Raw genomic sequence first — 26,833 nt, 5'->3', positions numbered from 1 at the left:
ATCGCCCGGGAGCGGGAGTACGAACTGCAGTCGGATACGATGACACTCGCCGCATAGCAGCACGAACCGGTGTCCACTTCTCGGGGGGAAGCCCCGGGTGTCTGGAGGGCGAGGGTGGCCGCGAGCACCGCGACGGCACCGACCAGCGCACGGCCTGCCCGTATCCGGCAGAGGTAGATGGCGAGCAGGGCGGCGCACACCAGACCGCCCTCACCGGCGGCCAGTCCGGTGATCCCGTACCAGGCACCGGCGACCGTAGTGCCGATGATGGCGACTACTGCCAGACATCCGGCCAGGATCCCCTTCGCGGACAGCCGGAGCGGCGGCGGCCCGACGAACTCGGCCGGCCCCCACACCATGCTGCGCAGGCGCGCCATCAGGTGCGGTTCCGCAGCGGCGGCCACGTGCCGTCCGTGCCGCATGCGCCACCCCTTTCCGCCTCGCTTCGGCCTCCGCCATCCTGATGCGCGCGGGAACGCACCGCACTGCCCCGTACCGGACGGGCCCGCAGGGTTCGCATTGCCGGGACCCGGCAGCGGAGCTGGTTTCCTCACGATTCCATTGCATTATGCAAAACGGACGCCAGGCAGAGAAGAGCGGCCGGGCGGGTCAGGCGTCGTCGGCGACAGGAACGTCCATCACCCAACCTTGCAGTCCCAGCAACCGCAGTTCGCCCTGGTCGGCGAACCCGCCCACACCGGCATCCCCGGCTCCCGCAGCGCCAAGGGCTAACGTGGCCACGTTCCACCCAGTGCAAATTTTGCCTGATGCAATGAAGCGATCCCGCTGCCCACGCGTACCTCTTGGTGGACCGCTCTACATCTGGAGGCACCATGGGCATATCCCGCACCAAGGCAGGCAGCGTCTTCACAGTCGGCGCCTTGGGTCTGACCATCGCTGCTCTGGCCTACCCGGCGATGCTGGGGGTGGAAAACACGGCCACCTCTCCGGACCGGATCATCGCCAACACCCCTTACGGGCCCCTCACAGAGGCCGACCGGGACTTCGTGGCCAAGGTGCGCGCGGCCGGGCTCTGGGAACACCCACTGGGGCTGCTGGCAATGAAGCGGGGCACCTCACCGGAGATGAAGGAAGCCGGCAAGCACCTGGTCGTCGGACACGGCCGGCTCGACATCACCTGCCGGAGGATCGCCCCGGAGCTGAACATCACCCTGCCCAACCAGGCGTCCCCGCAACAGCAGCAGTTCGTGGCGTCCGTGGATGCCAGCACAGGAAAGGAGTTCGATTCCCTGGCGGCGAACATCATGCGTGTGACGCACGGTCAGATCTTTCCCGTCATCGCCAAGGTCCGGGCCAACACCAGGAACACTCTGGTGCGCCAGCTTGCCGACCAGGCCAACGACACCGTGCTCGACCACATCACCGTCCTGGAGAAGACGGGACTGGTCAATCACGAGCAGGTCAACCAGCAGCAGACCAGCCCGCCCAAGATGCCGAAGGAGCAGACCACGCCGCCTCCTCCGCAACCCGGGTCGCCGATCCTGACTCTGAACATCCCCAAGGGACTTGAGGACCTCCAGACGAACGCTCCGAGTGCTCCCACCCCGCCTCCGGCAGCCGGCTGATGGTCCGCAAGCCGATCCTCGCCCACATGCCGAGGATCCGCGCATCACTTCCAGCCGCCGACCGGAGTTGTCTGCTTCGGTGTCGGCACCCTGATGCTTCGGTCCCGCCGCTCCAGTAAGTCCCGTTCTCGCGCTCACGCAGGAGAAGAGACAGCAGGAGATCAGAAGGATGAAGGTGGGCGTACGCACCTGAAACCAACCCGGTCGGCGCTCTACCGCCGGCTCGGGGGCACCGCTCCCTTGGGCGGGCCGCGGAGCCGCCGCCAAGAGCGGCCCCAACACGCACGACTCACTTCCCAGGCACCTTCACCGCCCACCGCGGCGGTGCTGGAGAAAACTCGCACGTCGGCCGTCGTCGCTCAGAGCGGAGGCCGGCTGGACACGGTGAGCGAGCGGTGCGGGGGCGACGGAAAGCTCGCCGCGGTCGGCGTCTCCGGCCCGGGAGCGTGGACTCGTGGCGCGGCGTGCCGTCACCGTGCACAAGTCTCGGAGAGCCGCTCACGATCCGCCCGCATGACGACCGGCCGGTCCCTGCTCACGGAGGGCAAGGGAGAACAGCGGCTGGGTGCGCGTCAGGCGTCGCCGGCGACCGGCGGCACATCCATCGCCCAACCCAGCGGGTGCGACTCGGTGTCGTCCTGAGCCGGAGCGAGCGGCTCTCCCCCCGCCTCGTTGAAGGCCGCCAGTGCCTCGATGAGGGCCAGTCGCTGCGTCGGGGTGAGCCGCTCCACGATCTCGGCGATCGCGGCGCGGCGGCGGGCGGTGACGTCCGCGACCGTGCGGCGGCCCTCCTCCGTGAGCTGGAGCAGCGTCTCCCGGCGGTTGGCGGGGTTGGACTTGCGGTCGGCGAGCCCGGCGGCGATCAGCCGGTCGACCATCCGCATCGCGGTGGACGGCGCGACCTGGAGCAGGTCGGCGAGCGTGACGAGCTTGGTGGCGCCGCGTGTGGACAGCACCACGAGCATCCTGAACTGCGGCAGCGTCACCCGTTCCTCGACGGCGGCGAGGGAACGCGCGGAGACCCCCACCAGCAGGCGGGACGCGGTCAGCACCGACCGGGTCACCAGGTCCACGTCGTCCATCGTCCCCGCGGGGGTCTCACGCTCCGGCATGCGTCCTTTCTACCGTGCGGAAATGCCCGCTCCTCACTCGAGGGGAACAGATTTTCCTTCCCCATGACCGTGGTAGCGCAGCAGGAGCATGGCCGCGTCGTCGTGCGGCGGTCCGACGGAGTGCCGGGCGAGATCTTCCCGCAGGGCCTCCAGGGCCCGGTGCGCGTCAGGGTCCTTGAGCAGGTGCGCCCGCTCCCCGACGGGATAGAAGCGGCCGTCCTCGTCACGAGCCTCGGTGACGCCGTCGGTGTACAGCAGCAGCTGCTCGCCCGGGGCGAAGCCCACCCGATAGGACTCCGGGCCCTCGCTTCCGTGCGCCCCGAGGCCCAACGGCAGCGCGAAGGAGTGCGGCTGCGGGAAGTCGACTGTGCCGTCCCCACGCACGATCATCGGGGCCGGCTGCCCGTAGTTGAGGAAGACCGCCTCATGAGCCGTGCCGATCTCGGCGAGGATCGCGGTGACGAACTTCTCCCCTTCCAGCTCCCGGGCCACACTTCGCTCCAACCGGTCGCCCAGCCCCGTAAGGTCGGCCTCGTCGTACGCCGCCTCCCGGAAGGCACCCAGCACCACTGCCGCTGTCTCCACCGCAGCCAGGCCCTTGCCCTGGACGTCTCCCACGATGACCCGCACGCCGTGCGGAGAGGACACCACCTCATACAGGTCTCCGCCGATCCGGGCCTCGGCGACCGCGGAGGTGTAGGACACCGCGGCGTGCAGCGGACCCGCCGTCAACGGCACGGGCCGCAGCAGCACCCGTTGGGCGACCTCCGCGATCGACCGCACGCTGGCCAGCTCCGCCTCCCGGTGCGACCGCATCACCGCGGCCGCGACACCGACACCGGTGACACCGGCCACGGAGGCCAGCGCGGTGTAGCCCCGGCGTCCGTCGAACAGCCCGTCGTACAGTCCGAGCGCGACGCACAGCACGAGGGCCGCCAGCCCGAACCAGGCCGTACGGCGCCACCCCCCGACCAGCCCGGCGAAGGCCGGTCCCAGGGAGACCAGCGGCAGGAATCCGACGCCCGGCCCCGCCACGATGTCCGTCACCGCGACTACCGCCATCACCACGACCGGCATGCAGGACAGCAGCGTCCAGCTGGACGGCGGCTTCCGGTCGGTCATGCGGCACTCCTGCGATGTCGCGGCTGTCGAGAGCCACCGGCCATCCAGCAGGCGCCCCTCCCCCACCTTTAGACTATGCAAAGGTGGCTTCCGCGACAGGCCCCCCGCCCAGGGTCCTTTACCCAATCGAGTCCGAGAGACGACATGCCCGACACGTGGAAGGTCCGGCCATGACCGACAGAGACGCCTCGCACAGCCGCCCCAGACCCCCCGCCGGGTGGCGACGCCTGGCCCTGCGTCTGCCGATCCTGCTCTACCGAGCAGGCCTCGGTTCCCTCTTCGGAAAGCGGCTCCTGCTGCTGCACCACACTGGCCGGGTCTCCGACCGCGACCGCATGACGGTCCTCGAGGTCGTTTCCTGCGACCCGGCCGGGTCGAGCTGGACGGTCGCCTCCGGGTTCGGCCCACGAGCCGACTGGTACCTGAACCTGCGGGCGCAGCCGAAGACCTTGATCCGGTTCGGAAACCGTCCGCACGCGGTCACCGCTCGCTTCCTGTCACCCGAGGACGGCGCCGAGATCATGGCCGATTACGCGCACCGACGCCCACGCACGGCCCGCCGCCTGTGCGCGTTCATGGGACTCCCTGTTGACGGCGGTGAGGCGTCGTTCCGCGAAGCAGGGCGAGCGATCCCCTTTGTGCGACTCCAAGCCGCCAGCGGGTGCGACCGGGCCGCGCGCGGACACTCATGAATCGGGAAATTCCCGCAAGAACCCTGGCGATCATATTTTGCACTATGCAATCATCGGCAACCGGGGCCGGCCGAGAGCCAATCGGCACAGGACAACCATTCGGCCATCGGCCGGCCCTCTGACCGGCCCGGCTGCCGCCGCCGCCGGCCAAGCGACCTTTCCCAGGAGGAGAAGGGTGTGACCACCCCAGATCCAGACAGACAAAGCACACCGGACGACCCGGATGCCGTGCCGTCCGACGCCGGTGACGCCTGGCTCAAGTTCCTGGCGGACAACGAGCGCGCCATCCGCGAATCTGCCCCCAAGGAGCCCTCCGCACGGGAACGGGCGACCGCTCGACCACCTCGCCGTCTCGACGCCGACCGACGAAACCAGCGCCATCCGCGTCTGGATCACCCGCCGGCGAACGACAGAACGGAAGCGGTGGGCGAACTGTGGCAGCCTGACGGCCCACAACCGGCCTGGCGAGAACTCGACGGCCCCGCCAGGCTCCGCCGCGCCGGCCACGTGATCGCGACGGTCGCGGCCATCGGCCTGGCCCTCGGCGCCTGGTCCTTGCTGTCCACCACGGCCGGAGCACCGAGCGAGGAGCCCGGGGGCGGTACGGTCCAGCAAGTGGAGGAGGCGCCGGAAGCCATCCCCACGACCAGCCCCGGGTCCGGTGCCGTCGAACCGACACCGACCGCCACCATCGGGTGAAGGAGCCTCGCCTTCCGGCACCCGGCAACCAACGGCGCGTCAGAGTGCCTGCCAAGAGCACGTCAATGCCGCGTCAAGAACGTGTAAGGTTCCCAGCGGTGTGCCGGGAAGTCTGGTCGGCGGTCTGAGGACAAGTCTCTTCGCCGATCGGGGGTTCTGGTCATGGTGCTCGTCGTGGTCTTCGGGGTGGCGCTGCTCATAGCGGTGCTGTTGTCGGGGCTCGCTGCCCGGACCGTGCTGTCCACGTCCTTCCTTTTCCTCGTCGGCGGAGCCCTCGTCAGTGACGGGTTCCTCGGGCTGATCCACATCACGCCGAGCAGCGAGATCGTGTCCGTCACGGCCGATCTGGCGCTGTTCGCAGTGCTGTTCACCGACGGTATGCACGTCTCTTTTCCCAAGCTGCGGCAGAACTGGCGCAACCCGGCCCGCGCGCTGGGGCTCGGCATGCCGCTGGCATTCATCGGAATGGCGCTGATCACGCACTACCTGGTGGGGCTGGACTGGACCACGTCCTTCCTCGTCGGTGCGGTACTCGCGCCCACCGATCCGGTGTTCGCGTCGGCCATCGTCGGCCGCAAAGAGGTCCCGTCGAAGCTGCGGCAGTTGCTCAACGTGGAGAGCGGCATCAACGACGGGCTGGCCCTGCCGGTGGTGCTCATCCTGATCGCCGCGGCCGGGCCGACTTCGGGGCACGCGGAGGCTTCGCTCGGGAAGATCGCGCTGGAGCTGGTACTCGGCCTGGTCTTCGGTGTCGTCGTACCCTTCGTGGTGGTCGAGCTCGTACGGTTCCGGCTGCTGGGCGCCGAGCCCAAGCTCCAGCCCCTGCTGCCCCTGGCCATCGGCGTGATCCTCTACGCCCTCTGTCACCTCACGCACGCCAACCCCTACCTCGCCGCGTTCTCCGCGGGGGCGGTGCTCACCGCACGGTCGCTGGAGGCGAAGGAGGCGTTCGAGCCGCTCGGCGAGGCTCTGGCCGAGCTGGCCAAGTTCGCGGCGCTGCTGGTGTTCGGGGCGCTGCTGACGCCGCAGTTGTTCGGCGACCTGTCCTTCGGCGGCTACGTCGCTGTCGTCCTCGCGATCGTGCTGATCCGGCCGGCCTCGCTGCTGCTGTCGCTGCTGGGCACCCGGTTCACCCGGCAGGAGAAGCTCGTCGCAGCCTGGTTCGGCCCGAAGGGCTTCGCCTCTGTCGTGTACGGGCTGCTGGTGCTCCAGGCCGGGATCCCACAGGGCCAGGAGGCGTTCACCCTGATCGCCGTCTGCATCGCCTTCTCGATCATCGCCCACAGCTCCACCGACGTACCGATCGCCCGTCTCTTCAAGGTCGAGGACATCGCCGGCATCCCTGGCGACCAACCGGCTCCAGCCACCGCCGGTGACACCCGCTGAATCGTCATGCCAGTCCGCCGACTTCGAGGAACCCGATCAGGTAGACGCACACGACGGCTACCTGTGAGAGGAACATCGTCACCGTGTGACGGACGAGCCACCGCCCCGGGCCGTCCCCGAGACAGGCCCGGGCCGCCGGACTCACACGGGCTCTCCTGCCCTGCTGCCCCGCGAGCGCTGTCCGCAGGGCACGCCTGCCTGCGGCACTGGTGATCCCGAGCCGTACGCCGTGCACATCGCGCACCAAGAAGACGCGCTGCTGCACGCCCCCGGGCGAGAACGTCGTCCACAACCGGACGGAGGCTACCCGGGTCAGATCGACGCTGCGTCGGCCGGTCGGAGTGCGTGCGGTCGACCGGGTCCGCGAATGCCGTGCCAGGGAACGCTCCTGGCACAGGTCCGGCAGCAACACCAGCGCGGTCAAGCCGGCCACCAGGGCCGGTGCCGTGGCCAGGAGGTCGCCCTCGGAGAGGGCGCCGAGTGCGAGAGGAAGGGCCGTCACCAGGGCCATCGCAGCCACGGCCATGCGAGCCCGTCGTCTTACGGCCCTGGCCCCCGGCTCGCTCGGCGGCCCGTGCGCATGCCGCACCTCAGTCCCCGCCACCCCCCGGCGCCGGCCGCGCGGCATGCCGGGCCGTGGAGTTCATGATCAGGTGTCGCGGATCGCCCGCCCGGTTGATCGCCGTCTCGACGGCTGCGATCCGGTCGGCCAGGAGGCCGAGGGCGCCGACGGCCCGGGCGAGTTGGTCGTCCTCGGGGCCGCCGAGGGACTGGGCTCGGACGTGGGCCGCCTTCACCTCGGTCCAGCGGGCCGACTGCTCGGGTGTGAGGGTGCCGCGTAGTTCGGCCAGCTTGAGGAGATTGGCCTCGGCATCGGTGGTGAGGGTCTGGGCCTCGGCCCGGTACTGGTCGTCGATCAGCGCGGCCAGTTCGGCGTCGTTCATGACGGGCTGGACGCGCTGGGCGATCTTGTTCATGGTGCGGTAGGAGCCCTGGAGCCGGAAGGGTGGTTCGGCCCGCGTCGTGTCCGACTGGGCCGCCGAGGCGATGTAGGCCGCGTTCACGGCCAGGACCGTCTCCCGCACGGTGAGCAGGTGACGCAGTACGGCCAGTATCCGCTCCAGCTCCGCTGGGGCGTATGGATGTGTAAGGCGGTCCGCACGAGCCGCCGGGTCGTCCTGCGCGAGGCGGATCAGCAGGTCGAGGTCGGCGCGGTCGCGGCCGGCGAGCGGGGCGAGGACCGGGTTGGCCGTGAGGGCGTTCTCGATGAAGCTGAGCGCGAACACGTCGTCCTTGCCGGTCAGGACGTCGCCGAGGTTCCACACGTCGGCGCGGTTGGCGAGCATGTCGGGCACCTGGAAGCGGCCGCCTGACTCGGTGTAGGGGTTGCCGGCCATGCAGACGGCGAAGCGTTTGCCCCGCAGGTCGTAGGTGCGCGGTTCGCCGTCCCGCACGCCCTCGATGCGGCGCGTGGCGTCGCAGAGGGGGATGAACTTCTGCAGCAGTTCGGGCGAGGTGTGCTGGATGTCGTCCAGGTAGAGGAGAGTGTTGTTGCCCGCCGCCAACGCGAAGTTGATCTTCTCGATCTCCCGGCGGGCGGTGGCGTTCGGGGCCTCGGCCGGGTCGAGCGAGGTGACGGTGTGGCCGAGTGCCGGACCGTCAACCTTCACCAGGATCATCCCGAGCCGGTCGGCGACGTACTCCATGAGGGTCGTCTTGCCGTAGCCCGGAGGGGAGATGAGCAGGAGCAGACCGCCTGAGTCGGTGCGCTTGGACTCGCCCGTGGTGCCGAGCTGCTTCGCGAGGCTGTCGCCGACGAGCGGCAGGTACACCTCGTCGATGAGCCTGCCGCGTACGAACGCCGACATCACGCGCGGCCGGTACTCGCCCAGACGGAGACGGGCGCGTTCGGCGCCCACCAGGGCTGTGCGGCGCTGCTGGTAGGCGCGGTGGCCGGGTACGTCGTGGGTGCGGAACCTCCATGTGCGGGCGAGGAGTTCGTCGACGCGGACCGTGAGCGCACGGCCGGTGACGCGGGGGTGCGTGCCGAGCAGGCCCGTGACGGTCTCGGTGAGCGGTGCGTCGGACTCGTAGCGGGGCAGGCCGGGGCAGAGTTCGGCGGCCACCGCCTCCGCCAGCTCACCGGGGGTGAGGTCGGTGCCGGTGGCGGTGGTGTACGCCGTCAGCCATGCCTCGACCAGTTGCGCGCGGGCGGCCGGGTCGGTGAGGGCGGTGACGTCGTCGTCGTAGGCCGAGATGCCCACCGTGCGGCGGAACTTGTCCAGCAGCGTGCGGGTGCCGGCGCCGATGACGAAGCCGGGCGGGCCGCTGGTCAGTTCCTCGAAGAGGTACGCGGCCGCCGCTTCTCCGCCCGCGACGTCTGCCAGTTCCCGTCGCAGGTCGGCGATCGCGGGGGCGAGGCCGAAGGTGTCCCGGGCCCGGGCCAGGGACACCGCGCGCCGGGTCCAGCTCTGCCGTTCCTCGTCCGTCGTGCCGTGCGCCCAGAACATCTGGGCTGCTGCTCGTGCGGCCGGTTCGTGTCGCAGCGGACCGGCGCCCTCGTGCAGGTGCAGGAGCGCGGTGAGGATCGCTGTCGCGTCGTGGTCGTGGACTCCGCGTTCGTAGCCCTCGTCGTACGCCGACTCGGCGGCCTGCCGTACCAGGGCGGGCAGGTCGGCCTCCGCCAGGGCCTCGGGGCCGTGCTCGTCCAGCAAGCGGGCGGCGAGGTGCTCGGCGCGGTAGACCTCGGGTGACTCCGAGGGCAGGGGGCGGTCCCAGTACGGGCGGGTGGCGGTGAAGTCGGGGTCGGTGACCGGGGAGCGGTAGTCGGTGCCGGTCAGGGCGAAGGCGAGGGTGTCGCCGTGCGGGACGAGGGTGAGGTCGAGGGGCTGGGTGTTGACGGCGAAGCGGTGGGTGCCGAGGCGGATCGTGCGGCCGTCGTCGGTGTAGAGGTCGGTGCGGTCGCGCAGGGCTCGGAGCGCCTCCTGGCGGGCGGCCTTGAGGCGGCCGTCGAGCTCCTCGGCCCTCACTTGGTCGCCGAGATCGCGCAGTTCGTCGGCGGTGCGGCGGACCTTGGCGGGCATCGGGTCGGAGGTGAAGTACGTCGCTACGGCGTCCGTGTCCGGCTGGGCGGCGGCCCGGCGGGCGACGGTCCGCAGGATGCGGGCCGCCGAGTCGGCCAGGCGTTCGGCGCGCCGGGCGCGGGCGTCGGCGAGGGTCTGCTTGCGGGCGGAGAACGCCTCGTGGATCTCGTCGCGTTTGTCGGCAAGGGTGGTCAGGAAGTGGTCGAACTCGGCGAACCGGGACTCCAGGTTCTCCACCTGTACGAGCAGGCGGGCGAGTTGCTCGTCGCATGCCTCCGGGCTGTCGGCGGCGGTGAGCGCTCCGGTGACGGACTGGCCGAGCAGGGCGAGTTCGGCGGAGAACTCAGCCCGGCCCTCCCGGTCGAGGAGCTCGCGGCGACGGCCGTCGAGGGCGGCGCGGGCACGGTTGACGCCGCCGAGGACCTCGGCGATGCGCTCCAGGATCGCGGTGCGGACGGTGGCGTCGGCGATGTCGAGACCGGCGACGACCTCGGTCACCGTGCGCAGCTCGTCGGTGAGTTCGTCCGTGCGGGCTGCGATGGGCGCCGCCTCGGCCACGGTGGCGATCTCCCCGGCATCGGCGACGAGTTGCTCGACCTGCCCATGGTGATCGGCGAAGGCGTCCTCGCGGGCGAGGTGCGCCACGGCGCGCCGGCCGAAGGCGGCGAGGTCGGACTCGGTGGCGTCGGCGAGTTCGTCGATGCGGGCGGTGTCCGCGTACCGCATGTCCTTGAGGGTGAGCAGATGGCCCTGCGCGCGGCGCAGCTCGGTCAACCCGGTCACCCAGCCTGCCGCGCCTCGTGGGGCCTCGCCCCGCAACCGTCGTACGACCTCGGCGACCCGCGCGGCGGCTTCGGTGAGCGCGTCCTCGGCCTGCTGGGTGAGGGTCTGGACGGTCTCGAACTCGGCCAGGACCTGCTGGGCCGTGTCGCGGAGTTGAGCCAGTGGAGCATGGAGGTCGCCGAGTTCGGGGTCGGCCAGCCAGTGGTGCGTGTCCGCCGCCCGGGCGCAGGCGGCCAGGAGTGCCTCGTACACCTCGGTCGTGGGTGTCGTATCGGCGACGGCGCCCGTGACGGAGAGGCAGTCGGAGATGCCGCGCACGAGGTCGGCGTTGCCGATGCGTGCCAGGGGGCCGGTGCCGACCGGCTGGGCGGCGGCGTGGGTGTCCGAGACGTACGGGGAGTTCCACAGCTGCACGGGGTGGACGCGCTGCGGTTCCCCGGCGTCGGCCCGGAGGATCGCGAGCAAGCCGTCGTCGAAGAGCGCCCAGCCTTGGCAGGGGAGGGGGTTGGCCATCTCCTTGCGGATCGTGTTGTACGGCAGGAGGAGGCTGCGACCCTCCGCGCGTGCGTGGAAGGCGTAGAGCACGTCCTCGCCGTTCGGGGAGCGGACCTCCCGCTCGAACTCAAGCTCCGTCGTGTCGAGTTCGTACGTCTTGTGGCTTCCGGTGGCCAGGCAGTAGCCACCGGGGAAGACGATTCCCTGGTCCTCGGGCAGGCGGCGGCAGGCCCGGCCGATGCCGTCGAGGCGGACGACGGTTCTGGTGAGGGTGTTGAACACCAGGTGGCGGTCGGTGCTCTCCTTGTAGGGGCGGACGCGCAGGAGGATCAGGGCGCCCACGCGCGCGTGGGCGATGTCCGCGTCCGCGAGGGCCTGAAGGGGCTCGTCGACGGGTTCGGTGTAAACGCCTTCTGCCGTCTCGGTGTCGTCGTCGACCTTGACGGTCAGCAGGCCGCCGACCGTGGAGAGGAACACCTCGCCGTGGACGGAGACGAGCGGGTGCCGTCCGAGGACGTGGTCCTCGCGCGTGCTGTCGATCCATTCGACGTCGTGGGACGGGGGCAGGACGTGGTCGCGATCGCCCCGCGCGTCGAGGAAGGTGGCCCGTCCGCCGTCGGAGAGGGCCCAGCGCAGCACCCGCGTGTCGTCCGCCTTCTCACCGGTCTGGAAGACGGCGAGCAGCTTGCCCTCGGTGCGCAGGAGCCGGAGCAGGCGGGCGTGGCGGTAGTAGCGGTGCAGGGCGGCGAACTCCCGGACGAAAGCGGGGTCGTCGAGCAGGCCGGGGACGGCGTCGTCGGGCAGCCCTTCCGTGTTGCGGTCGTACAGGGCCAGGACGTCGCCGACGTGTGTGTCGGCCTCCCGGCTCGGGACTGCGTTGCAGCTGAACAGCAGCACCTCACCCACCGCGACGACGTCCCGGGGCACCGCCGCGTGCTCGGTGTGCAGTCGCTTCGTGCCGGCGAGCTCGAACCGCGTCGAGCCGAACTCCTCGATGCGGCGGGCGTTGAGCGCCTCGGCGCGCCGGGCCAGTTCGGCGGCCTGGGCGGTGAGGCGGTCGCGCAGCACCTCGTACGTGCCCCTGTCCACGGGGTCGTAGGTGCCGGCGTCCGGGACGGTCGTCATGGCATGCCTCTCGGGAAGTCGAGGAACGTGGTCCGGAGCCGCCGTCCCCTGTGCGGCGGCTCCGGACCGTAGGGGCGGGTCAGGCGTGGGCGGCGCTGCCGTTCACGGTGGTGAGCGGCTTGTCCGCCAGGCCCAGCTCGCCGGCCTTGTCGAGCAGCTGCTGGAGCTGCCCGGAGTCGGTCCCGCCGGTCTTCATCAGCTTCATCAGCAGGGCCGAGACCGTCAGGTTCTGCACGTCGGCCGTGGTGGCCGAGCCGAGGATGCGGCTCAGGTCGTCGGTGAAGCTGGAGGTGCCGTCCAGCCAGGGCCCGGCCAGGGCCTGCGCGGTCTCGGAGTGCTGGACGAACCCGTCGACGCTCTTGCCGAGCGCGATCGAGGACATCAGCCGGTCGAAGAAGACCGACTCGCCTCCGACGATGTTGATGTCGGCGCTCTCCAGACCGGTGGCGAGCACCGTCGCCTGAGCCTCGGCGACCTGCCGCTGCACGTCGAGCCCGGCGAGGCGGATCTCCTTGTCCGCCTGGACGCGCAGCCGGTACTCCTCGTGCCCGCGCGAGGCGTCGTCGAGGGCTGCCATGGCTGCGGCCTTCTTGGTCAGGCCCTCGGCCTCGGCCTTGAGCTTCTCGCCGATGGCCGCGGCGTCCGCGAGTGCCTGGGCCTGCGCGCCTTCGGCCTCGGCCCTCAGCCGGGCCTCGGTGGCGGCGGCTTCGGCCCGGCCGGCCTTCTCGGTGACGTCGGCTTCCTTGTCGCGGACCTGGACGGCGGCGAGCCCTTCGGCAGCCGCCTCGGCCTGGATGCCCTCGGCGAGGCGGAGCTTGGCCTGGGCGTCGAGGTCGGCCGTCTTCAACCGGGCCTCGGCCAGGGTCAGTTCCTCGGCAGCGCGGTGTGTGGCGGCCTGTTCGGCGGCTTCGGCGGCCTTGATGTCCTTGACCAGCTTCTCCTGCGCCTCGGCTTCGGCGGCGATGATCACGGTCTGCCGTTGCCGCTCCGCCTCCTCCACGGCCCGCAGCTTCTTGATGGACTCCTCCTGCTCGGCGACCGTGCGGTCCACGGCGACGCGCTCGCGGATGACCTCGGCGATGTCCCGCTTCTCCGCCTCGACCTCCTTCTCGGCGGCGATCCGGGTCAGCTGCGTCTCGCGTTCCCGGCCGATGACTTCGAGGAGCCGGTCCTTCTCGATGCGCTCATTCTCGATGGCGATGACCCGCTCGCGGTTCTTCGCGGCGACGGCGACCTCGCGGGCCTGGTTCTCGCGCTGCACGCCGAGCTTCTCCTCGGTGGCCAGGAAGGCTCCCTGGGCCCGCAGCCGCTCCTCCTCCACCACCCGGGCCGTCTCGGCCTCTTCCCGGGCCCGGACGGTGGCGATCTCCCGCTTCTGCTTGGTCTCGGCGTCGGCCTGCCGGCGCTCCAGTTCCAGGATGGCCTCGCGGGCGTCGACGTTCTGCCGGGTGATCTCCTTCTCCTCGGTGCGCTGTGCCTCGTTGGTGCGCACGTGCTCGATGACCGTCAGCTCGGTGATCTTCCGGATGCCCTGGGCGTCGAGGACGTTGGCCGGGTCGAGCTGGGCGACCGGCGTCTGCTCCAGGTAGTCGATCGCGGCGTCCTCCAGGTGGTAGCCGTTGAGGTCGACGCCGATGACCTCGATGATGCGGTACCGCAGCTCCTCGCGCTTGGTGTACAGGTCGGTGAAGTCCAGTTGCTTGCCGACGGTCTTCAGCGCCTCGGAGAACTTCGCGTGGAACAGCTCCTGCAGCGTGTCCCGGTCGCTCGCCCGCGCGGTGCCGACGGCCTGCGCGACCTTGATCACGTCCTCGACCGTCTTGCTGACCTTGACGAAGAACGTGATCCGGATGTCGGCCCGGATGTTGTCCTGGCAGATCAGACCGTCCTTGCCGGTCCGGGTGATCTCGATGGCCTTCACCGAGATGTCCATCACCTCGGCCTTGTGCAGCACGGGCAGCACGACCTGCCCGGTGAAGGTCACGTCGACCTTCCGCAGTTTGGAGACGATCAGCGCCTTGCCCTGCTCCACCTTGCGGAACAGCCGCGAGACGAGCAGTACGGCGAGCAGGGTGACGGCGATGAGCACGCCGACGCCCAGGAGGATGACAGTCATGGCATAGGTCCTTGAGGCGTGAAGGAATCGAAGCGTGAGGGGGCAGGCGGCGAGGGCCGTTGTGGTACCGCTCAGGCGGCGTGGTCCGCGCGGTCGCGTGCCCGGCCGCGACCGGGCAGGCCAGGTTCGTTGGGCGGGCCGGGTTCGTCGGGCAAGAGCCGGTGTAGGGGACGCACGAACAGGCAGGTCAGTCGCCATGCGACGGGCAGGGCGGCGACGGGCAGGACCATGCGCAGCAGCCCGATGGCGGCACACGGCGGCGTGCACACGGCCAGCAGGAGGACGCCCCCGACGCTGAGGAACCAGGCCACGACCGTCAGCATGGTGACGGCTACCGCCACGGGTACGCCGCCCATGCCCCAGGCACGGAGGTTCGCGTCCGCGTCGAAACTGCCCACCGAGGTGACGCCCGCGGCGACGAGGAGCCAGAAGCACAGCAGCACGACGAGGGCGGTGGTCAGGAGGATCGTGGGCGGCCCGGTGACGACCGACAGCAACGTCCGCATGCCGTGCCCCCTGTCTCGTCCGCACTGCCCGTCAACCGCGCCGAGCACCGCTCGCTCAGGGTTCCGGTGCCGGACACCTGCCGATGTCCGGCACCGGAATCCCCCGGAGTGCTCCCCGCAGCCCATGCTGCACCCCCGGCGCCCGCCCGCGCATTGCCGGTTCCCGGCAGTGTTGTCTAAGGTCTGCATGCCGGTCTGCCGCTAAGAAGCCGTCAGCGACGCGTCAAGAACTCGGGGGGAGGCATGGTGGAGTTGGGGATTCCGGAGCAGTATCTGGAGGGGTATGCCCAGATACTCTGCGAGGTCGCGGCCACAGGTCGGCGCCTCACCCGGGAAGAACTCGCCTTCCGACGGGCACTCGGAGAGCAGGCGGCCGACGCCGGTCACGGGCTGCGGGCCCTGGTCAGCGCCCATCTGACCGCCGCGCGCGAGGCATGGCCGGCCGGCCCCGCGTCGGCCGACAGCGTCCTGGCCGCCGTACAGCAGGCGACGGACGCCTTCGCCGAGGGCTTCGAACGGGCCCAGCGCCAGGCCGTACGACAGGAAGAGGCCGCGCGCCGCGAGTTCATCGACGACCTCCTCTACGGCCGCAGCGACCTCGGACGCCTCGCCGAACGCGCCGAACGCTTCGGCCTGCGCCTCTCCCACGCCCACGCCGTCGCCGTCGCCGAGGGCCCCACCGCCTACGAGGAGGGCGATCCCGTTCCCCGCCAGGTGGAACGCGCTCTCATCGCACGCTTCGGAGACCGCAGCATCCTGCTCACCACCAAGGACGGCCGGCTGCTGTGCATCGCCCCCGGCCTCCAGGAGGAAGTCCTCGCCCACTTCGCGAAGCAGGCTCATGCCGCCACCGACGGCGGCCGGGTCGCCATCGGCCGCCCCCAGCCCGGCCCCGGCGGGGTCGTCCACTCCTACGAGGAGGCACTCAACGCCCTGGAGCTCGCCGAACGCCTCGAACTGGAGGACCCGGTGTTGCGGGCGGCCGACCTGCTCGTCTACCCCGTCCTCACCCGCGACCGGCAGGCCATGGCCGAACTCGTCCTCGCCACCCTCGGCCCGCTCACCACGGCCCGCGGCGGCGCCCAGCCCCTCCTGGACACCCTCACCGCCTACTTCGACTCCGGCTGCGTGGCCGCCGAGGCGGCCCGCCGCCTCACCCTCAGCGTGCGGGCCCTGACCTACCGGCTGGAACGCATCCACAAGCTCACCGGCGCCAACCCGGCCGATCCCGCCCACCGCTACATGCTCCAGACCGCGGTGATCGGCGCACGACTGCTGGACTGGCCCGCCCAGGAGCTCTGACGCGCACCGCGGACGAGGTCAGGTGCGGGCCACTTCGCCGGTGTCCGGCACCGAAAGCCGGAGGGATGACGTGCGGACCCGAACCTGTCGAGTTCTCTCCGGACGGTTACGCCGAAACGAAGGAGTTCGACGGGTCCAACACATCGGCCGACAGCCATACTTGACCATGCGGGGCCATTCCCGTGGTGACGTGACTCGGGAGAGGCAGCAAGCCGGCGAACAGCGACGACACTCAGAGCGTGAGCAAGGCCGAGGTGCGGCTCAAGTGGGATCCGAGTCCCTGGAACAAGCCATCTCACCATCTCGACATCATCGCCACGACCTACTCGGCGGAAGCCCCCTACGGCCGGCCCGTGTACGTCGTCCACTTCGACAGCCGCTCACCGGACGGCACCATCAACATGGGTCGGCACAGCCAGACCGGACAGGGTTTCGGCTACGTCGAGGTCATGACCCTGGAGCTCGACCGCCTCGCTTCCTCCTTCGCACGGGTGGTCGCGGGCGTGGCGATCCACCAGAACAACGGCCCCAAGACCTTCGGTGACCTTTCGAACGCCGGCGTACTGGTCGTCGAGGGGTACAGGGAGCTCCTCAAGGACGACTTCACCCAGCTCTCGGGATCCACCGCGGCGACGGTCGCGGAGTTCACCCGGGACACTTCCGGAGCCTGGAAGTTTCACGAGATGGTCCGTGGCTTCGACAGCGACCCCACGGTGTTCACCGAGGAGATGGGCAATACCCCACAGCCGTGACCCGGCACGGTCGGGTGCGTCGTCGGTTCCGAAACGATGGGTGCAGGAAATCGTCGCCAGGAATTCTTACGCGCCCTGCGGGCGAGGTCAGGTGCGCGCCAGTTCGGCGGCGCCGAAGGACACGTCGAAGCGGTCGCACCAGATGCTCACGCTGGTGAACCGGGACGGGTCGACGTCGGCGGGCACGGTGTAGTTCTGACTGCCCTTGTTGCCCTTGAGCTTGCCGAGGCTCACGTACGCGCCGTCGTCGAAGACGTGCCAGCCGGCTCGCCCCTCCTTCACCGGCGCGTCAGTCAGCCACACGCGCAGATCCGGGCCGTTGCTGGTGTCGAGGTCCTCCAGCCGTAGGACATGGGATCCGTCGGCGAGCCGTACGAGCTTCACCTTGCCCGAAGTGGCGTGCTCATGGCTGATCAGTTCACCGCCCGCCAGCGTCCGGGGCCGGGGTGCCGGGGAAGGCGACGCGGACGGCGCTCCGGCCGAAGGAGCCGTCGGGGCCGGAGCCACGGCGCCGGGCAGGGCCTCCTGCACGGTTTCCTCCTGCCACAGCTTCCACGGCTGGAACCAGTACAGCCCCAGGCCGACGCCGGCGAGCGCCACCACCAGCACTCCGACGACCCACGGTCTGCCCAGCGTCTTCCGTCCACGACCCATGCCCGCCTCGCTTCCTCAGTGCTTCCTGCCCCATTCAACGGGTCCCGAGGGTGGCATGTGCCCCGACGCGGATGACGGAAGTCTTACGTCGCCGCGGCGCCCGCGAGCCCGGCCGCCTTCCAGATAGATGTCCGATGAACGGAACCGGCGTCCCGCATAACGGTCCGATATCGCTCGCTGGCATTTTCGACCGTCACTACAAGTGATGTGACTTGAGTCACTAAAGATACGGCAAAGACCGTGGTAGAACTGCGCAACTCCGCAGGTGGAACCGCTCAACACCACAGCGCGGAGCGGTCGGCATGCACCGGCAACACCACCAGGGTGATCACGATCCGCATCCGCGGAGCGCCCGCCCAGAGTCGCCGATTCGGACAACGGCGTTCGTTCAGAGACCGCACATCGACCGGCGGCACTTCCCCCGTGTCCCGGGCTCGCACCATCGAGGTAGCCACTGTGTCACTCGACTCCGTCACCCAAAACGTCGACGAAGCCGTCAGCGATTTCTTCGAACCCATAGCCAAGTGGCTCGGGGACATCGTCTTCTACTCGGTTCCCGTCGGCGGAACCGAACTCCCCCTCATCGTCGCCTGGCTCGTCGTCGCCGGTCTGGTCTTCACCGGCTGGTTCGGGCTCGTGCAGGTCCGCAAGTTCAGACTCGCGTTCGACGTGGTGCGCGGGAAGTACGACGAGAAGGGGTCGACGGGCGAGGTCAACCACTTCCAGGCCCTGACCGCCGCCGTCTCCGGCACGGTCGGCCTCGGAAACATCGCCGGTGTGGCTGTCGCCGTCTCCATCGGCGGCCCCGGCGCCACGTTCTGGATGATCCTGTGCGGCCTGCTCGGCATGGCCACCAAGTTCGTCGAGGTCACCCTCGGTGTGAAGTACCGCGAGGTGCACGCCGACGGCACCGTCTCCGGCGGCCCGATGCACTATCTGCCCAAGGGCCTCAAGGACCGCTTCGGCAGCGGCGGCGCCAAGCTCGGCAAGGTGCTCGCCGTCCTCGCCTCGATCATGATCCTCTTCTTCGGCCTGTTCGGCGGCAACCTCTTCCAGACCAACCAGAGCTACGCGCAGATCTCGTCGACCTTCGGCGGCGAGGACGGCTTCCTGGCGTCCTCCGCCGGTGCCGTCCTCTTCGGCCTGGTCGTCTCCGCGCTGGTCGGCCTGGTGCTGCTCGGCGGCATCCGCTCCATCGCCTCGGTCACCAGCCGGCTGGTGCCCGCGATGGCCGGCATCTACATCGTGGCCTGCCTGATCGTCATCCTGGGCAACGTCACCGCCGTGCCGGACGCCTTCCAGACCATCCTGCAGGGCGCCTTCGAGGCCGAAGGCGTGGCCGGCGGTGTGCTCGGTGCCCTGATCATCGGTTTCCAGCGCGCCGCGTTCTCCAACGAGGCCGGTCTGGGCTCCGCCCCGATCGCCCACTCCGCGGTCAAGACCAACCACCCCGCGAGCGAGGGTCTGGTCGCCCTGCTGGAGCCGTTCATCGACACGGTCGTCATCTGCACCATGACCGCGCTGACCATCGTCATCGCCAACCCGGCCAGCTGGGGCGAAGCCCGCGCCGGTGAGAGCATCGGCGGCGTCACGATCACCTCCGACGCCTTCGCGACCGTACTGCCCTGGTTCCCGGCCGTGCTCACCGTCGCGGTGCTGCTGTTCGCCTTCTCCACGATCCTGACCTGGGGCTACTACGGCCTCAAGGCATGGTCGTACCTGTTCGGCAAGAGCAAGGCCAGCGAGACCGTCTTCAAGGTCGTCTGGAGCCTGTTCGTGATCCTGGGCGCCCTGATGTCCCTCGACTCGCTGATCAGCCTCGCCGACTCCGCGCTCTTCCTGCTGTCGGTCTTCAACATCATCGGCCTGTACCTCCTCGCCCCGGTCGTCAAGCGCGAACTCAACTCCTTCCTGGAGTACGTCCGCGCCCGCAAGGCAGGCGAGATCCGCGACGGCGACGAAGACCAGGAGTCGGTGAAGACCACCGTCTGACCGCCCCCGGCGGCCCGGCTCCGGTACGGGCCCGTACTCACCTCGCGCCTTGGTGGGTACGGGCCCGTACGTCTGCCGCCAAGACCGACGGCCTACTAGCAGCCGCCTACGACCGACTGCCCAGCTCCGCCCTGTCGCGTCGCCGATCCAGGTATCCGATGGCCGGGGTCGCCAGGGCGCCGTGCAGCACCACCGAGATCACCACGGTGAGGGCCACCACGGCCCACAGCTCCCGCTCCAGCCCGCCGAAGGAGTCCTGCCCCAGCGCGTAGGACAGGTAGAACAGCGAACCGATGCCCCGGATCCCGAACAGGGCGACCACGGCACGCTCCTTCTTCCCCATGGCGGTGCGCATCTGTGCCAGCCACCCCGTGAGCGGCCGTACGACCAGCAGCAGCAGGGCACCGACGAGCGCGCCTGCCCACGTCAGGGCGGACAGGGCGCCGTCCACCAGGTATCCGCCGAGCAGGAACAGCAGCACGGCCGTGAGCAGCCGTTCGATCTGCTCGGTGAACTCGTGCAGCACCTTGTGGTAGCCGTGGCTGCGCTCAGCGGCCCGGATGACGCAGGCGGTCACGAACACGGACAGGAAGCCGTAGCCGTGGAGCACCTCGGCGATGCCGTAGGACACGAAGGTGGCTCCCAGCGCCACGAAGCCCTCCATGTGCTCGGACAACCGCAGCACGGGGAAACGCACCCGGAAGAACATCCACCCCAGCAACCAGCCGACCCCGCCCCCGACGGCGAGCCCCACAGCGCACTTGCCCAGCAGGTCGGTCAGCGCCCACGAACCGATCCACTCCGCCGACCACCCGGTCCCGGCCGCCGCGGCGAGGGCGAGGGCGGCGTAGACGAACGGAAAGGCCAGCCCGTCGTTCAGCCCCGCCTCGCTGGTCAGGGAGAACCGCACCTCGTCCTCGTCGCGCTCGGTACCGAGCGGCTCGCCCACGCGCACCTCACCGGCCAGCACGGGATCCGTGGGCGCCAGCACGGCGCCCAGCAGCAGGGCGGCGGCAGGCGGCCAGTCGAGCAGCCCCCAGGCCAGCAGGGCGACGACCGCCACGGTCAGCGGCATCGTGATGCCCAGCAACCGCCACGTGCCGGACCACCGGCGCCAGCCGAAGGGCCGGTCGATGGCGAGCCCGGCGCCCATCAGCGAAACGATCACACACACCTCAGTGGTGTGCTCGACCCACAGGCGATCACGCACGGGGTCCACGGCCGGCACGCCCACCGGCAGGAGCTCGATGAGCACCCCCGCGGCGAGGAAGACCATGGGCAGGGACAACGGCCGCTTGGAGACCACCCGGGGCAGCACGGCCGCGCCCAGGGCCCCCAGGCCCAGACAGACGTAGACCACGTCCGAAAGCGTCACTGCGATTCTCCTGCCCGACGTGATCTTCTCCCAGGCCACGTGTGTACCCCGTTACCCTCGAAGCCTCGCCCGAGTGCGTCACCCGGCTCGCTGCCTGCCCGTTTGCGGTGGACGAGGTGGGGGTGGGCCGACGGACCCGCTCCGGTTAGGGTGTAAAGAACGCGTCAACGAGACGCGGGGTGTGCCGGGAAGTCTGGTCGGCGTCCGTAGGGCCGTGTGCCCTTTTCGCCGACGCCCGGAGGTTCGCCGCCTTGGCCCCCACCCCGCCCCGCAACTCGTTCCTCGGTCTTCTCCCCTGGCCCGAACGACAGGCAGTGGCCCGGGCCCTGCGCACCGAGACGGTGGGCGGCCTCGTCCTGCTGGCCGCGGCGGTGGTGGCTCTGGTGTGGGCGAACACCCCGTTCAGCGGCTCCTACACCACGATCCGCGACTTCCACTTCGGGATACCCGCACTGGGTCTGGACCTCTCGGTAGGCCACTGGACGTCCGACGGTCTGCTGACCGTCTTCTTCCTGGTCGCCGGGATCGAGCTGAAGCGTGAGCTGGTCGTCGGCTCGCTGCGCACGCCGGCGACGGCCGCGTTGCCGGTCATCGCCGCCGTGTGCGGCATGGCCGTACCCGCCGCCTTCTACGCCGCCACGATCGCGGTCGGCGGCGGCAGCATGGACGGCTGGGCGGTGCCGATGGCCACCGACATCGCCTTCGCCCTGGCGGTGCTGGCGGTCATCTCCACCCACCTGCCGACCGCCCTGCGAGCCTTCCTACTGACCCTCGCGGTCGTCGACGACCTCGGCGCGATCCTGATCATCGCCCTCTTCTTCACCTCGGACCTGAACTACTGGGCGCTGGCGGGGGCAGCTGCCGGGCTGGTCGTCTTCTACGTCCTGCAACGACGACGGGTGCGGGGCTGGTGGTGGTACGTACCGCTCGGCGTGGTGACCTGGGCGCTGCTCTACAACGGGGGCGTCCACGCAACCGTCGCGGGAGTCGCCATGGGCCTGATCCTGCGCACCGTCCGCGACCAGGACGAGAACGCATCACCCGCAGAGCGCACCGGACACCTGCTGCACCCGCTCTCCGCCGGCCTGTGCGTGCCGCTGTTCGCGCTGTTCGCCGCCGGGGTCAGCGTCTCCGGCGACGCACTGGGCAAGGTGTTCACCACCCCCGAACCCCTCGGCGTGATCCTCGGCCTGGTCGCGGGCAAGATCCTCGGCATCTTCGCCGGCACCTACCTCGCCGCCCGCTTCACCCGAGCCCGACTGAACCCGGATCTGGCCTGGGCCGATGTCCTCGCCCTGGCGACCCTGGCCGGAATCGGCTTCACGGTCGCCCTGCTCATCGGCGAGCTGGCCTTTCCCGGCACGGCCGTCGGCGAGCACGTCAAGGCCGCCGTCCTGATCGCCTCACTCATCGCCGCCCTGCTGGCCACCGGGCTCCTGCGCCGCAGGAACACCGTGTACCGGCGCCTGTACGAGGAGGAGAACCGCGACGAGGACGCCGACGGCATCCCCGACGTCTACCAGCGCACGGGATCCAGCGGCACATGACCTGACCCGCGCCGTGCCGTCACCCGAGGGTGGGCTCAGCCGTCGCCGGACGTCTGCCCCCGGCGCGGTGTCTGGAGACTTTCAAGGGCTGGCGTTACGGCGGCTGAAGGTCTCTGGCGCAGAACTCTCTGTCGTCCGGGTCGTGACCGGCACCCTTGTCTGACGACACGTGCTTGACCAGATGCATCATCATGACGTCGGTCACTGCTGGGCAGCGGTCGCGAACGGCCACCCGGCCGCCCCGTGGACTTTGGGGTCCACCACCGTGCCCGCGGAGATCCCCGCGGCGGCGTCGAGGCCGGAGTGGTACGCGGCGCCGGCTCCGCCGTGCCCCTGCGCAGAACGCGTAAGACCCCCGTAGCCGTGGAGCGGCCGGCGTCGGTCCCCGGCTCCCCGCACGACGGCGGCCTCTGACGGTGGATTCGGCCCCTGCCGGCCGACGCGAGCGCGGTCACGGTGGCCGCGTCTTGTCAGCTCGACCAGCCAGGTCCCACTCCGCGTCCGCCCGTTCCGGAAGGTCTGAACGCCCTGCGGAGGGGGCGATCGGTGGTCACCCCGGGAACTGCTTACGAGAGTCTGACGGGCCCATGTTCCCCGCTCATCTCACTGCCGCCACCGGCCACTCTTGTCCCGTCGCGAACATCCACGCGGAGGCGACAACACCATCAGGCTTGAAGGAGTGGGTCGTGAGTATGTACGGCGAGCGCAGTGAGCACCGTCCGAGCCGGAGGACTGGAGAACATCGCGGTCACCGTTCGAAGTCCAGGACGCGGCGGATCGTGATCGGCGGCAGTGCCCTCGCCGCCGTGGCGGCGGCGACCGTGGCCGTGTCCCTGGCCTCGGCGAGCCAGTACGGTACGTCCGGGGCGGAAGCCGAGCGAGCCGTCTTCGTGCAGGGCAACGAACTGGGCGGCAACACCATCCACGTCTTCGCACGGGACGACCAGGGCAAACTGAAACCCGGAGGCACCTACGCCACGGGCGGCCGGGGCGGCGACCAAGTCGACGCCCCCACCGACTCCCTCGCTTCCCAGGGCTCCCTCGTCTACGACCACGCCTCCGGACTGCTGCTCGGGGTCAACGCGGGCAGCGGCACGCTGACCTCCTTCCGCGTCGAGGGAACGAAACTGAAGGACCGCCGAATCGTCGACACCGGCGGCGAGTTCCCCTCCAGCATCGCGGTGCGGGGCAAGGTCGCGTACGTCATGAACGCGGGCGGCGAAGGCAGCGTCCAGGGCTACCGGATCACCGCGAAGGGGCTCGTACCGATGCGGGGGTCCTTCCGCTCCCTCGGATTGGCCAACGAGGACGTACCGCGGTTCGACACCTCGCCCGGCGAAGTCGAGATCACCCCGGACGGCCGCAACCTGGTGGTCACCACCAAAGGGAACAACACCGTCGAGGTCTTCCCGTTGAAGCGCAACGGCCTGCCGGCCGTCGCCGAGCCGGTCGTCAACAAGTCCGCCGGCAACGTGCCGTTCGCCATCAGCTTCGACCGCTCCGGCAGCCGGATGCTGATCGCCGAAGCCGAGAGGTCCACGGTGACCACCTACAAGGTCAAGCACAACGGAAAGCTGAAGGTCCTTCAGAAGCCGCTCGCCAACGGTCAGGAGGTCCTGTGCTGGCTGGAGCGCGCGGGCGACCACTTCTACGGCGGCAACACCGGCAACTCCACCGTCACCGGGTACCGCATGGACAAGCACGGACGGCTCGCCCTGACCAACGAGGTCGGCGTGGCCACCCCGCCATCAGCGAAATCGCAGGGCGTGATCGACATCGCCGTGACCGGGGACGAGAAGTTCGTCTACGTCCAGAACGCCACCTCCGGCACGATCGACGGCTTCCGCGTCGAGAAGAACGGATCCCTCACCAAGGTCACCACCGCCGAGGGCCTGCCCGCGTTCGGCGAGTCCGGCATGGAGGGCGTCGCCGCGATGTGACACCCGGGGCGAACCGGCGAGAACGCATCGACGGAAAGCCGGCGGCGCGTGGCCGGAGCATGCGGCAGACCCGTCCCCCACAGGGCGCCCCGGCCCTGCTGCACAGCACTTGCGGACGCTGAGCCCGGCTGCACGCAGCGAAGTGACAGCGGAACGCGTAACCGATGGGTTACGCTTCTGAGGTGGACGAACTGACCGAGGTGGCCGACGCCATCGCCGATCCGGTGCGCCGGGAGATCCTGTCCATGTTGCGTCACACGCCGCTGACGGCGGGAGAGATCGCTGCTCGGTTCCCCGTCAGCCGCCCGGCAGTAAGCCGTCATCTGCGAGTACTCCGGGAGAGCGGCCTGGTCCGGGACGAGCAGATGGGACGCCACCGCCGCTACACGCTCGTCGCCACCAGGCTGAGCACCCTCGCCATGTGGCTCGACCAGTTCGACACGCGACGGCCCGGCTGGTCACAGCGCCTCGCAGCGCTGGAGACCGAGGTCCATCGCACCCGACGGGACCGGAGCCGGGCCGAATCCGCCACCACCTCGCACCCTCCCAGGGAGGACACGGCATGACCCCAGAACCCACCGGACGACTCGTCCCCACGCCGTCTGGATATGACCTGATCCTCACCCGCACCTACCGCGCCTCCGCCGACGACGTCTGGGCGAGCGTCACCGAGCCCGAACGCACCGCCCGCTGGTTCGGCCCATGGCGCGGCGAGGCAGCGCCCGGCCGCACCGTCGAGGTGCAGCTGACGTACGAGGAGTCGGCGCCATGGTGCCCGATCCGGATCGACGCCTGCGAGCCACCGCGGCGGCTCGCCGTCTCGATGCAGGACGAGGCCGGCTCCTGGTCGCTGGAGTTGGTGCTGGCCGAGACCGAGGGCGCCACCGAAATCCGGCTGATCCATCACCTCACCTCCACTGAGCAGTTGGGATCGACCGGCCCCGGTTGGGAGTACTACCTGGACATGCTCACTGCCTCGCGCACGGATGAGCGCCGGCCCGCCTTCGAGGACTACTACCCCGCGCAGAAGGCGTACTTCGAGTCTCTGGCATGAGGGCCCCGCGACCCCGGACTGTTGTCGACGATCGCCGGGGCGATATGCGCCGAACGGCCTGACGTCCACGTGTTCGTTCACGTCGCACACATGTGCGCTTGCGACGGCCCCGCGTAACAGACATGCCAGTCGATGGCCGGCCCAGGCCCTGGGGCAGTAGGCACACGCCCCGAACCCCCTCTGCACGACGCCGTGCCCATAGCGTGCCCAAAGGAGCGGACAACCACGGTCAACGACGGTGCGATCCCACACCGAACTCGCCCCAGACAAAAGGCATCCGGGCAGGTCAGAGCCATAGAGTCCGTCCAAGCGCCGTCGCTTCCCAAGCTGAGAGCGCGAGTTCGATTCTCGTCACCCGCTCCACGAAGAAGGCCCAGGTCAGAGACCTGGGCCGTTGTGCTGTCCGGGGTGATCACTGGCCGCGTGCCAGATCCATGCCAGAACACTTCTCGGCGGCCTTTCGGGCAGCCTCCTTCCGAGCCTTCTGCACCCTGGCGTCGAGGCCGACGGCGACCTCCTCCTATCGCTCCTCGTCGGAGTGCTGATAGATAAGCGCGGCCTTCTCCGAGGACTGCCCGGCTCGGACCATCGTGTCCTTGAGGGTGGCCCCGGAGCGCGTCGAAAGGCTGTGCCCGGTGTGCCGGAGGTCGTAGAACCGGAAGCTCTCCGGCATGCCGACGATCTCCCGGGCCTTCCGCCACTTCCGCCACTTCCGCCACTCCGCCCGAAGGTGCCGCGTCGGAAGGGAGCTCCCTTCTCCCCGACGAAGAGCAGCCCGTCGGGGCCCGGCTCGGCGTAGGACTCCAGGTACCAACGGAGCTCCCGGCGGAGGAAGGCGGGAAGAATCACAGTCCTGGTTCCCGCTTCGGACTTGGTGTCGCCCTGGACGCGGCGCCCGTTCATCCGCTCCGGTTCGGCGAGGCGGACGCGGAGGCGTAAGTGGTCGACGTCGACGTCCCGGCGCCGGAGACCGGCCAGCTCTTCCGGTCGCAGCGGACCGTGAGCGCCGAGGTAGACCATGAGTCGCCACCGCATTCCGACCACGTTGGCGAGGGCGTCCACCTGGCCGACGGTGGCGATACGCCGCTCAGCGGCCTTCTCCTTACCGGCGCCCTTGATACGGCACGGATTGCGCGTGATCAGCTCGTCGTCCACGGCCGTCTCCATGATGGCCTTGAGGAGCCGGTACGCCTTGGCAGTGATTGTCTTGGCACCTGTGAGCCGCAGCCGTTCAGCCCGCCACTCCCGGACTCGGGGCGCGGTGATCTCGTCCAGGTCCAAGTCCGCGAACGCGAACAGGTGCTTGTCGAGGAGGTAGCGGTACAGGTCCTGCGTCAGCGGCGCGAGCTCCCGTTCCTCCACCCACTTCTCGCGAGGACCTGCGCCAGCTGCTCGTCAACAACCGTCCGCAGCAGTACGACGCTCCCTTGTGGTGCATCACAGCCGCTACTGAGTAACAACCTTCTTCACGGGTTCAAGGGCTCGCTCCGGTCGCCGCGCGCCCGGCTTGGC

18 protein-coding genes and 3 pseudogenes are annotated in these 26,833 nt (G+C 69.9%); 11 read left to right on the top strand and 10 right to left on the bottom strand.

Translation table 11 applies throughout. The features are described from left to right. Positions 1-422, bottom strand: a pseudogene (locus HDC93_RS08810) (hypothetical protein); the annotation flags it as partial. A 411-nt stretch (positions 423-833) separates the two neighbouring features. On the opposite strand from HDC93_RS08810, the gene HDC93_RS08805 reads away from it, so the two are divergent. Then, the gene (locus HDC93_RS08805; protein WP_185008835.1) at positions 834-1,586 is read left to right on the top strand and encodes a DUF4142 domain-containing protein; all 753 of its coding nucleotides are present in this window, start codon (positions 834-836) and stop codon (positions 1,584-1,586) included. A gap of 572 nt (positions 1,587-2,158) precedes the next feature. On the opposite strand, the gene HDC93_RS08800 is transcribed toward HDC93_RS08805, so the two are convergent. Both HDC93_RS08800 and HDC93_RS08795 read right to left on the bottom strand, forming a co-directional pair. Then, on the bottom strand, positions 2,159-2,698 hold the full coding sequence (locus HDC93_RS08800; RefSeq protein ID WP_185008833.1) for a MarR family winged helix-turn-helix transcriptional regulator: 540 nt from the start codon (positions 2,696-2,698) through the stop codon (positions 2,159-2,161). 33 nt (positions 2,699-2,731) lie between these two features. After that, positions 2,732-3,820, bottom strand: coding sequence for a PP2C family protein-serine/threonine phosphatase (locus HDC93_RS08795; RefSeq protein ID WP_185008831.1), 1,089 nt, complete (start codon positions 3,818-3,820; stop codon positions 2,732-2,734). 170 nt (positions 3,821-3,990) lie between these two features. Between HDC93_RS08795 and HDC93_RS08790 the strand changes: the two genes are divergently transcribed. The 3 genes from HDC93_RS08790 to HDC93_RS08780 all read left to right on the top strand — a co-directional run bounded on the left by HDC93_RS08790 (position 3,991) and on the right by HDC93_RS08780 (position 6,597). After that, entirely contained in the window at positions 3,991-4,512 is a 522-nt protein-coding gene (locus HDC93_RS08790; RefSeq protein ID WP_185008829.1) for a nitroreductase family deazaflavin-dependent oxidoreductase, read from the top strand. Between the two features lie 177 nt (positions 4,513-4,689). Beyond that, positions 4,690-5,211 carry a hypothetical protein gene (locus tag HDC93_RS08785; RefSeq protein ID WP_185008827.1) on the top strand — a complete coding sequence of 174 codons (522 nt, stop codon included), beginning with the start codon at positions 4,690-4,692 and terminating at the stop codon, positions 5,209-5,211. A 162-nt stretch (positions 5,212-5,373) separates the two neighbouring features. After that, positions 5,374-6,597 (top strand): sodium:proton antiporter, encoded by a 1,224-nt coding sequence (locus HDC93_RS08780; protein ID WP_185008824.1) that lies wholly within the window; start codon positions 5,374-5,376, stop codon positions 6,595-6,597. A gap of 4 nt (positions 6,598-6,601) precedes the next feature. Here HDC93_RS08780 and HDC93_RS08775 read toward each other — a convergent pair whose 3' ends face one another. The 4 genes from HDC93_RS08775 to HDC93_RS08760 form a co-directional block, all read right to left on the bottom strand. After that, entirely contained in the window at positions 6,602-7,123 is a 522-nt protein-coding gene (locus HDC93_RS08775; protein WP_185008822.1) for a hypothetical protein, read from the bottom strand. 64 nt (positions 7,124-7,187) lie between these two features. Beyond that, positions 7,188-12,083, bottom strand: coding sequence for a DNA repair ATPase (locus tag HDC93_RS08770; RefSeq protein ID WP_185008820.1), 4,896 nt, complete (start codon positions 12,081-12,083; stop codon positions 7,188-7,190). A gap of 79 nt (positions 12,084-12,162) precedes the next feature. Next, the gene (locus HDC93_RS08765) at positions 12,163-14,199 is read right to left on the bottom strand and encodes a flotillin family protein (RefSeq protein WP_185008818.1); all 2,037 of its coding nucleotides are present in this window, start codon (positions 14,197-14,199) and stop codon (positions 12,163-12,165) included. 71 nt (positions 14,200-14,270) lie between these two features. Continuing rightward, entirely contained in the window at positions 14,271-14,705 is a 435-nt protein-coding gene (locus tag HDC93_RS08760; RefSeq protein WP_185008816.1) for a hypothetical protein, read from the bottom strand. A 243-nt stretch (positions 14,706-14,948) separates the two neighbouring features. Between HDC93_RS08760 and HDC93_RS08755 the strand changes: the two genes are divergently transcribed. Together HDC93_RS08755 and HDC93_RS08750 are read left to right on the top strand one after the other, a co-directional pair. Continuing rightward, positions 14,949-16,007: a CdaR family transcriptional regulator gene (locus tag HDC93_RS08755; RefSeq protein WP_185008814.1), complete on the top strand. Its 1,059-nt coding sequence runs from the start codon at positions 14,949-14,951 to the stop codon at positions 16,005-16,007. Between the two features lie 203 nt (positions 16,008-16,210). Then, positions 16,211-16,759 (top strand): annotated as a pseudogene (locus HDC93_RS08750) (TerD family protein); the annotation flags it as partial. Positions 16,760-16,846: 87 nt separating this feature from the next. Here the strand turns inward: HDC93_RS08750 and HDC93_RS08745 are convergent. Continuing rightward, a complete protein-coding gene (locus HDC93_RS08745) occupies positions 16,847-17,413 on the bottom strand; it encodes a DM13 domain-containing protein (RefSeq protein WP_185008808.1) in 567 nt (188 codons plus the stop codon). Positions 17,414-17,869: 456 nt separating this feature from the next. On the opposite strand from HDC93_RS08745, the gene HDC93_RS08740 reads away from it, so the two are divergent. Beyond that, a complete protein-coding gene (locus HDC93_RS08740) occupies positions 17,870-19,405 on the top strand; it encodes a sodium:alanine symporter family protein (RefSeq protein ID WP_185008806.1) in 1,536 nt (511 codons plus the stop codon). A 106-nt stretch (positions 19,406-19,511) separates the two neighbouring features. On the opposite strand, the gene HDC93_RS08735 is transcribed toward HDC93_RS08740, so the two are convergent. Next, a complete protein-coding gene (locus tag HDC93_RS08735; protein ID WP_185008804.1) occupies positions 19,512-20,780 on the bottom strand; it encodes a cation:proton antiporter in 1,269 nt (422 codons plus the stop codon). Between the two features lie 251 nt (positions 20,781-21,031). On the opposite strand from HDC93_RS08735, the gene nhaA reads away from it, so the two are divergent. The 4 genes from nhaA (at position 21,032) to HDC93_RS08715 (ending at position 25,321) form a co-directional block, all read left to right on the top strand. Beyond that, positions 21,032-22,327, top strand: a complete 1,296-nt coding sequence (gene nhaA, locus HDC93_RS08730) for a Na+/H+ antiporter NhaA (protein WP_185008802.1) — start codon at positions 21,032-21,034, stop codon at positions 22,325-22,327. Between the two features lie 779 nt (positions 22,328-23,106). Further along, positions 23,107-24,267, top strand: a complete 1,161-nt coding sequence (locus HDC93_RS08725) for a beta-propeller fold lactonase family protein (protein WP_311774522.1) — start codon at positions 23,107-23,109, stop codon at positions 24,265-24,267. A 182-nt stretch (positions 24,268-24,449) separates the two neighbouring features. Next, complete coding sequence (locus HDC93_RS08720) at positions 24,450-24,833, top strand: metalloregulator ArsR/SmtB family transcription factor (protein ID WP_311774521.1); 384 nt, start codon at positions 24,450-24,452, stop codon at positions 24,831-24,833. Beyond that, positions 24,830-25,321 carry an SRPBCC family protein gene (locus HDC93_RS08715; RefSeq protein ID WP_185008798.1) on the top strand — a complete coding sequence of 164 codons (492 nt, stop codon included), beginning with the start codon at positions 24,830-24,832 and terminating at the stop codon, positions 25,319-25,321. The genes HDC93_RS08720 and HDC93_RS08715 overlap by 4 nt, the downstream gene beginning before the upstream one ends. A gap of 412 nt (positions 25,322-25,733) precedes the next feature. Here HDC93_RS08715 and HDC93_RS08710 read toward each other — a convergent pair. Next, positions 25,734-26,689: pseudogene (locus HDC93_RS08710) on the bottom strand (tyrosine-type recombinase/integrase); the annotation flags it as partial. Positions 26,690-26,833: the final 144 nt, after the last annotated feature.

This window comes from Streptomyces sp. AK010, assembly GCF_014207295.1.
GTDB classification, from domain to species: Bacteria; Actinomycetota; Actinomycetes; order Streptomycetales; family Streptomycetaceae; genus Streptomyces; species Streptomyces massasporeus.
Note: the sequence above shows the minus strand (reverse complement) of the source record. Positions and strands in the feature narration are given on the sequence as shown.

Coding starts and splice junctions, on each gene's coding strand:
- HDC93_RS08805 (WP_185008835.1), top strand. CDS start 834: ATGGGCATATCCCGCACCAAGGCAGGCAGCGTCTTCACAGTCGGCGCC.
- HDC93_RS08800 (WP_185008833.1), bottom strand. CDS start 2,698: ATGCCGGAGCGTGAGACCCCCGCGGGGACGATGGACGACGTGGACCTG.
- HDC93_RS08795 (WP_185008831.1), bottom strand. CDS start 3,820: ATGACCGACCGGAAGCCGCCGTCCAGCTGGACGCTGCTGTCCTGCATG.
- HDC93_RS08790 (WP_185008829.1), top strand. CDS start 3,991: ATGACCGACAGAGACGCCTCGCACAGCCGCCCCAGACCCCCCGCCGGG.
- HDC93_RS08780 (WP_185008824.1), top strand. CDS start 5,374: ATGGTGCTCGTCGTGGTCTTCGGGGTGGCGCTGCTCATAGCGGTGCTG.
- HDC93_RS08775 (WP_185008822.1), bottom strand. CDS start 7,123: ATGGCCGTGGCTGCGATGGCCCTGGTGACGGCCCTTCCTCTCGCACTC.
- HDC93_RS08770 (WP_185008820.1), bottom strand. CDS start 12,083: ATGACGACCGTCCCGGACGCCGGCACCTACGACCCCGTGGACAGGGGC.
- HDC93_RS08765 (WP_185008818.1), bottom strand. CDS start 14,199: ATGACTGTCATCCTCCTGGGCGTCGGCGTGCTCATCGCCGTCACCCTG.
- HDC93_RS08760 (WP_185008816.1), bottom strand. CDS start 14,705: ATGCGGACGTTGCTGTCGGTCGTCACCGGGCCGCCCACGATCCTCCTG.
- HDC93_RS08755 (WP_185008814.1), top strand. CDS start 14,949: ATGGTGGAGTTGGGGATTCCGGAGCAGTATCTGGAGGGGTATGCCCAG.
- HDC93_RS08745 (WP_185008808.1), bottom strand. CDS start 17,413: ATGGGTCGTGGACGGAAGACGCTGGGCAGACCGTGGGTCGTCGGAGTG.
- HDC93_RS08715 (WP_185008798.1), top strand. CDS start 24,830: ATGACCCCAGAACCCACCGGACGACTCGTCCCCACGCCGTCTGGATAT.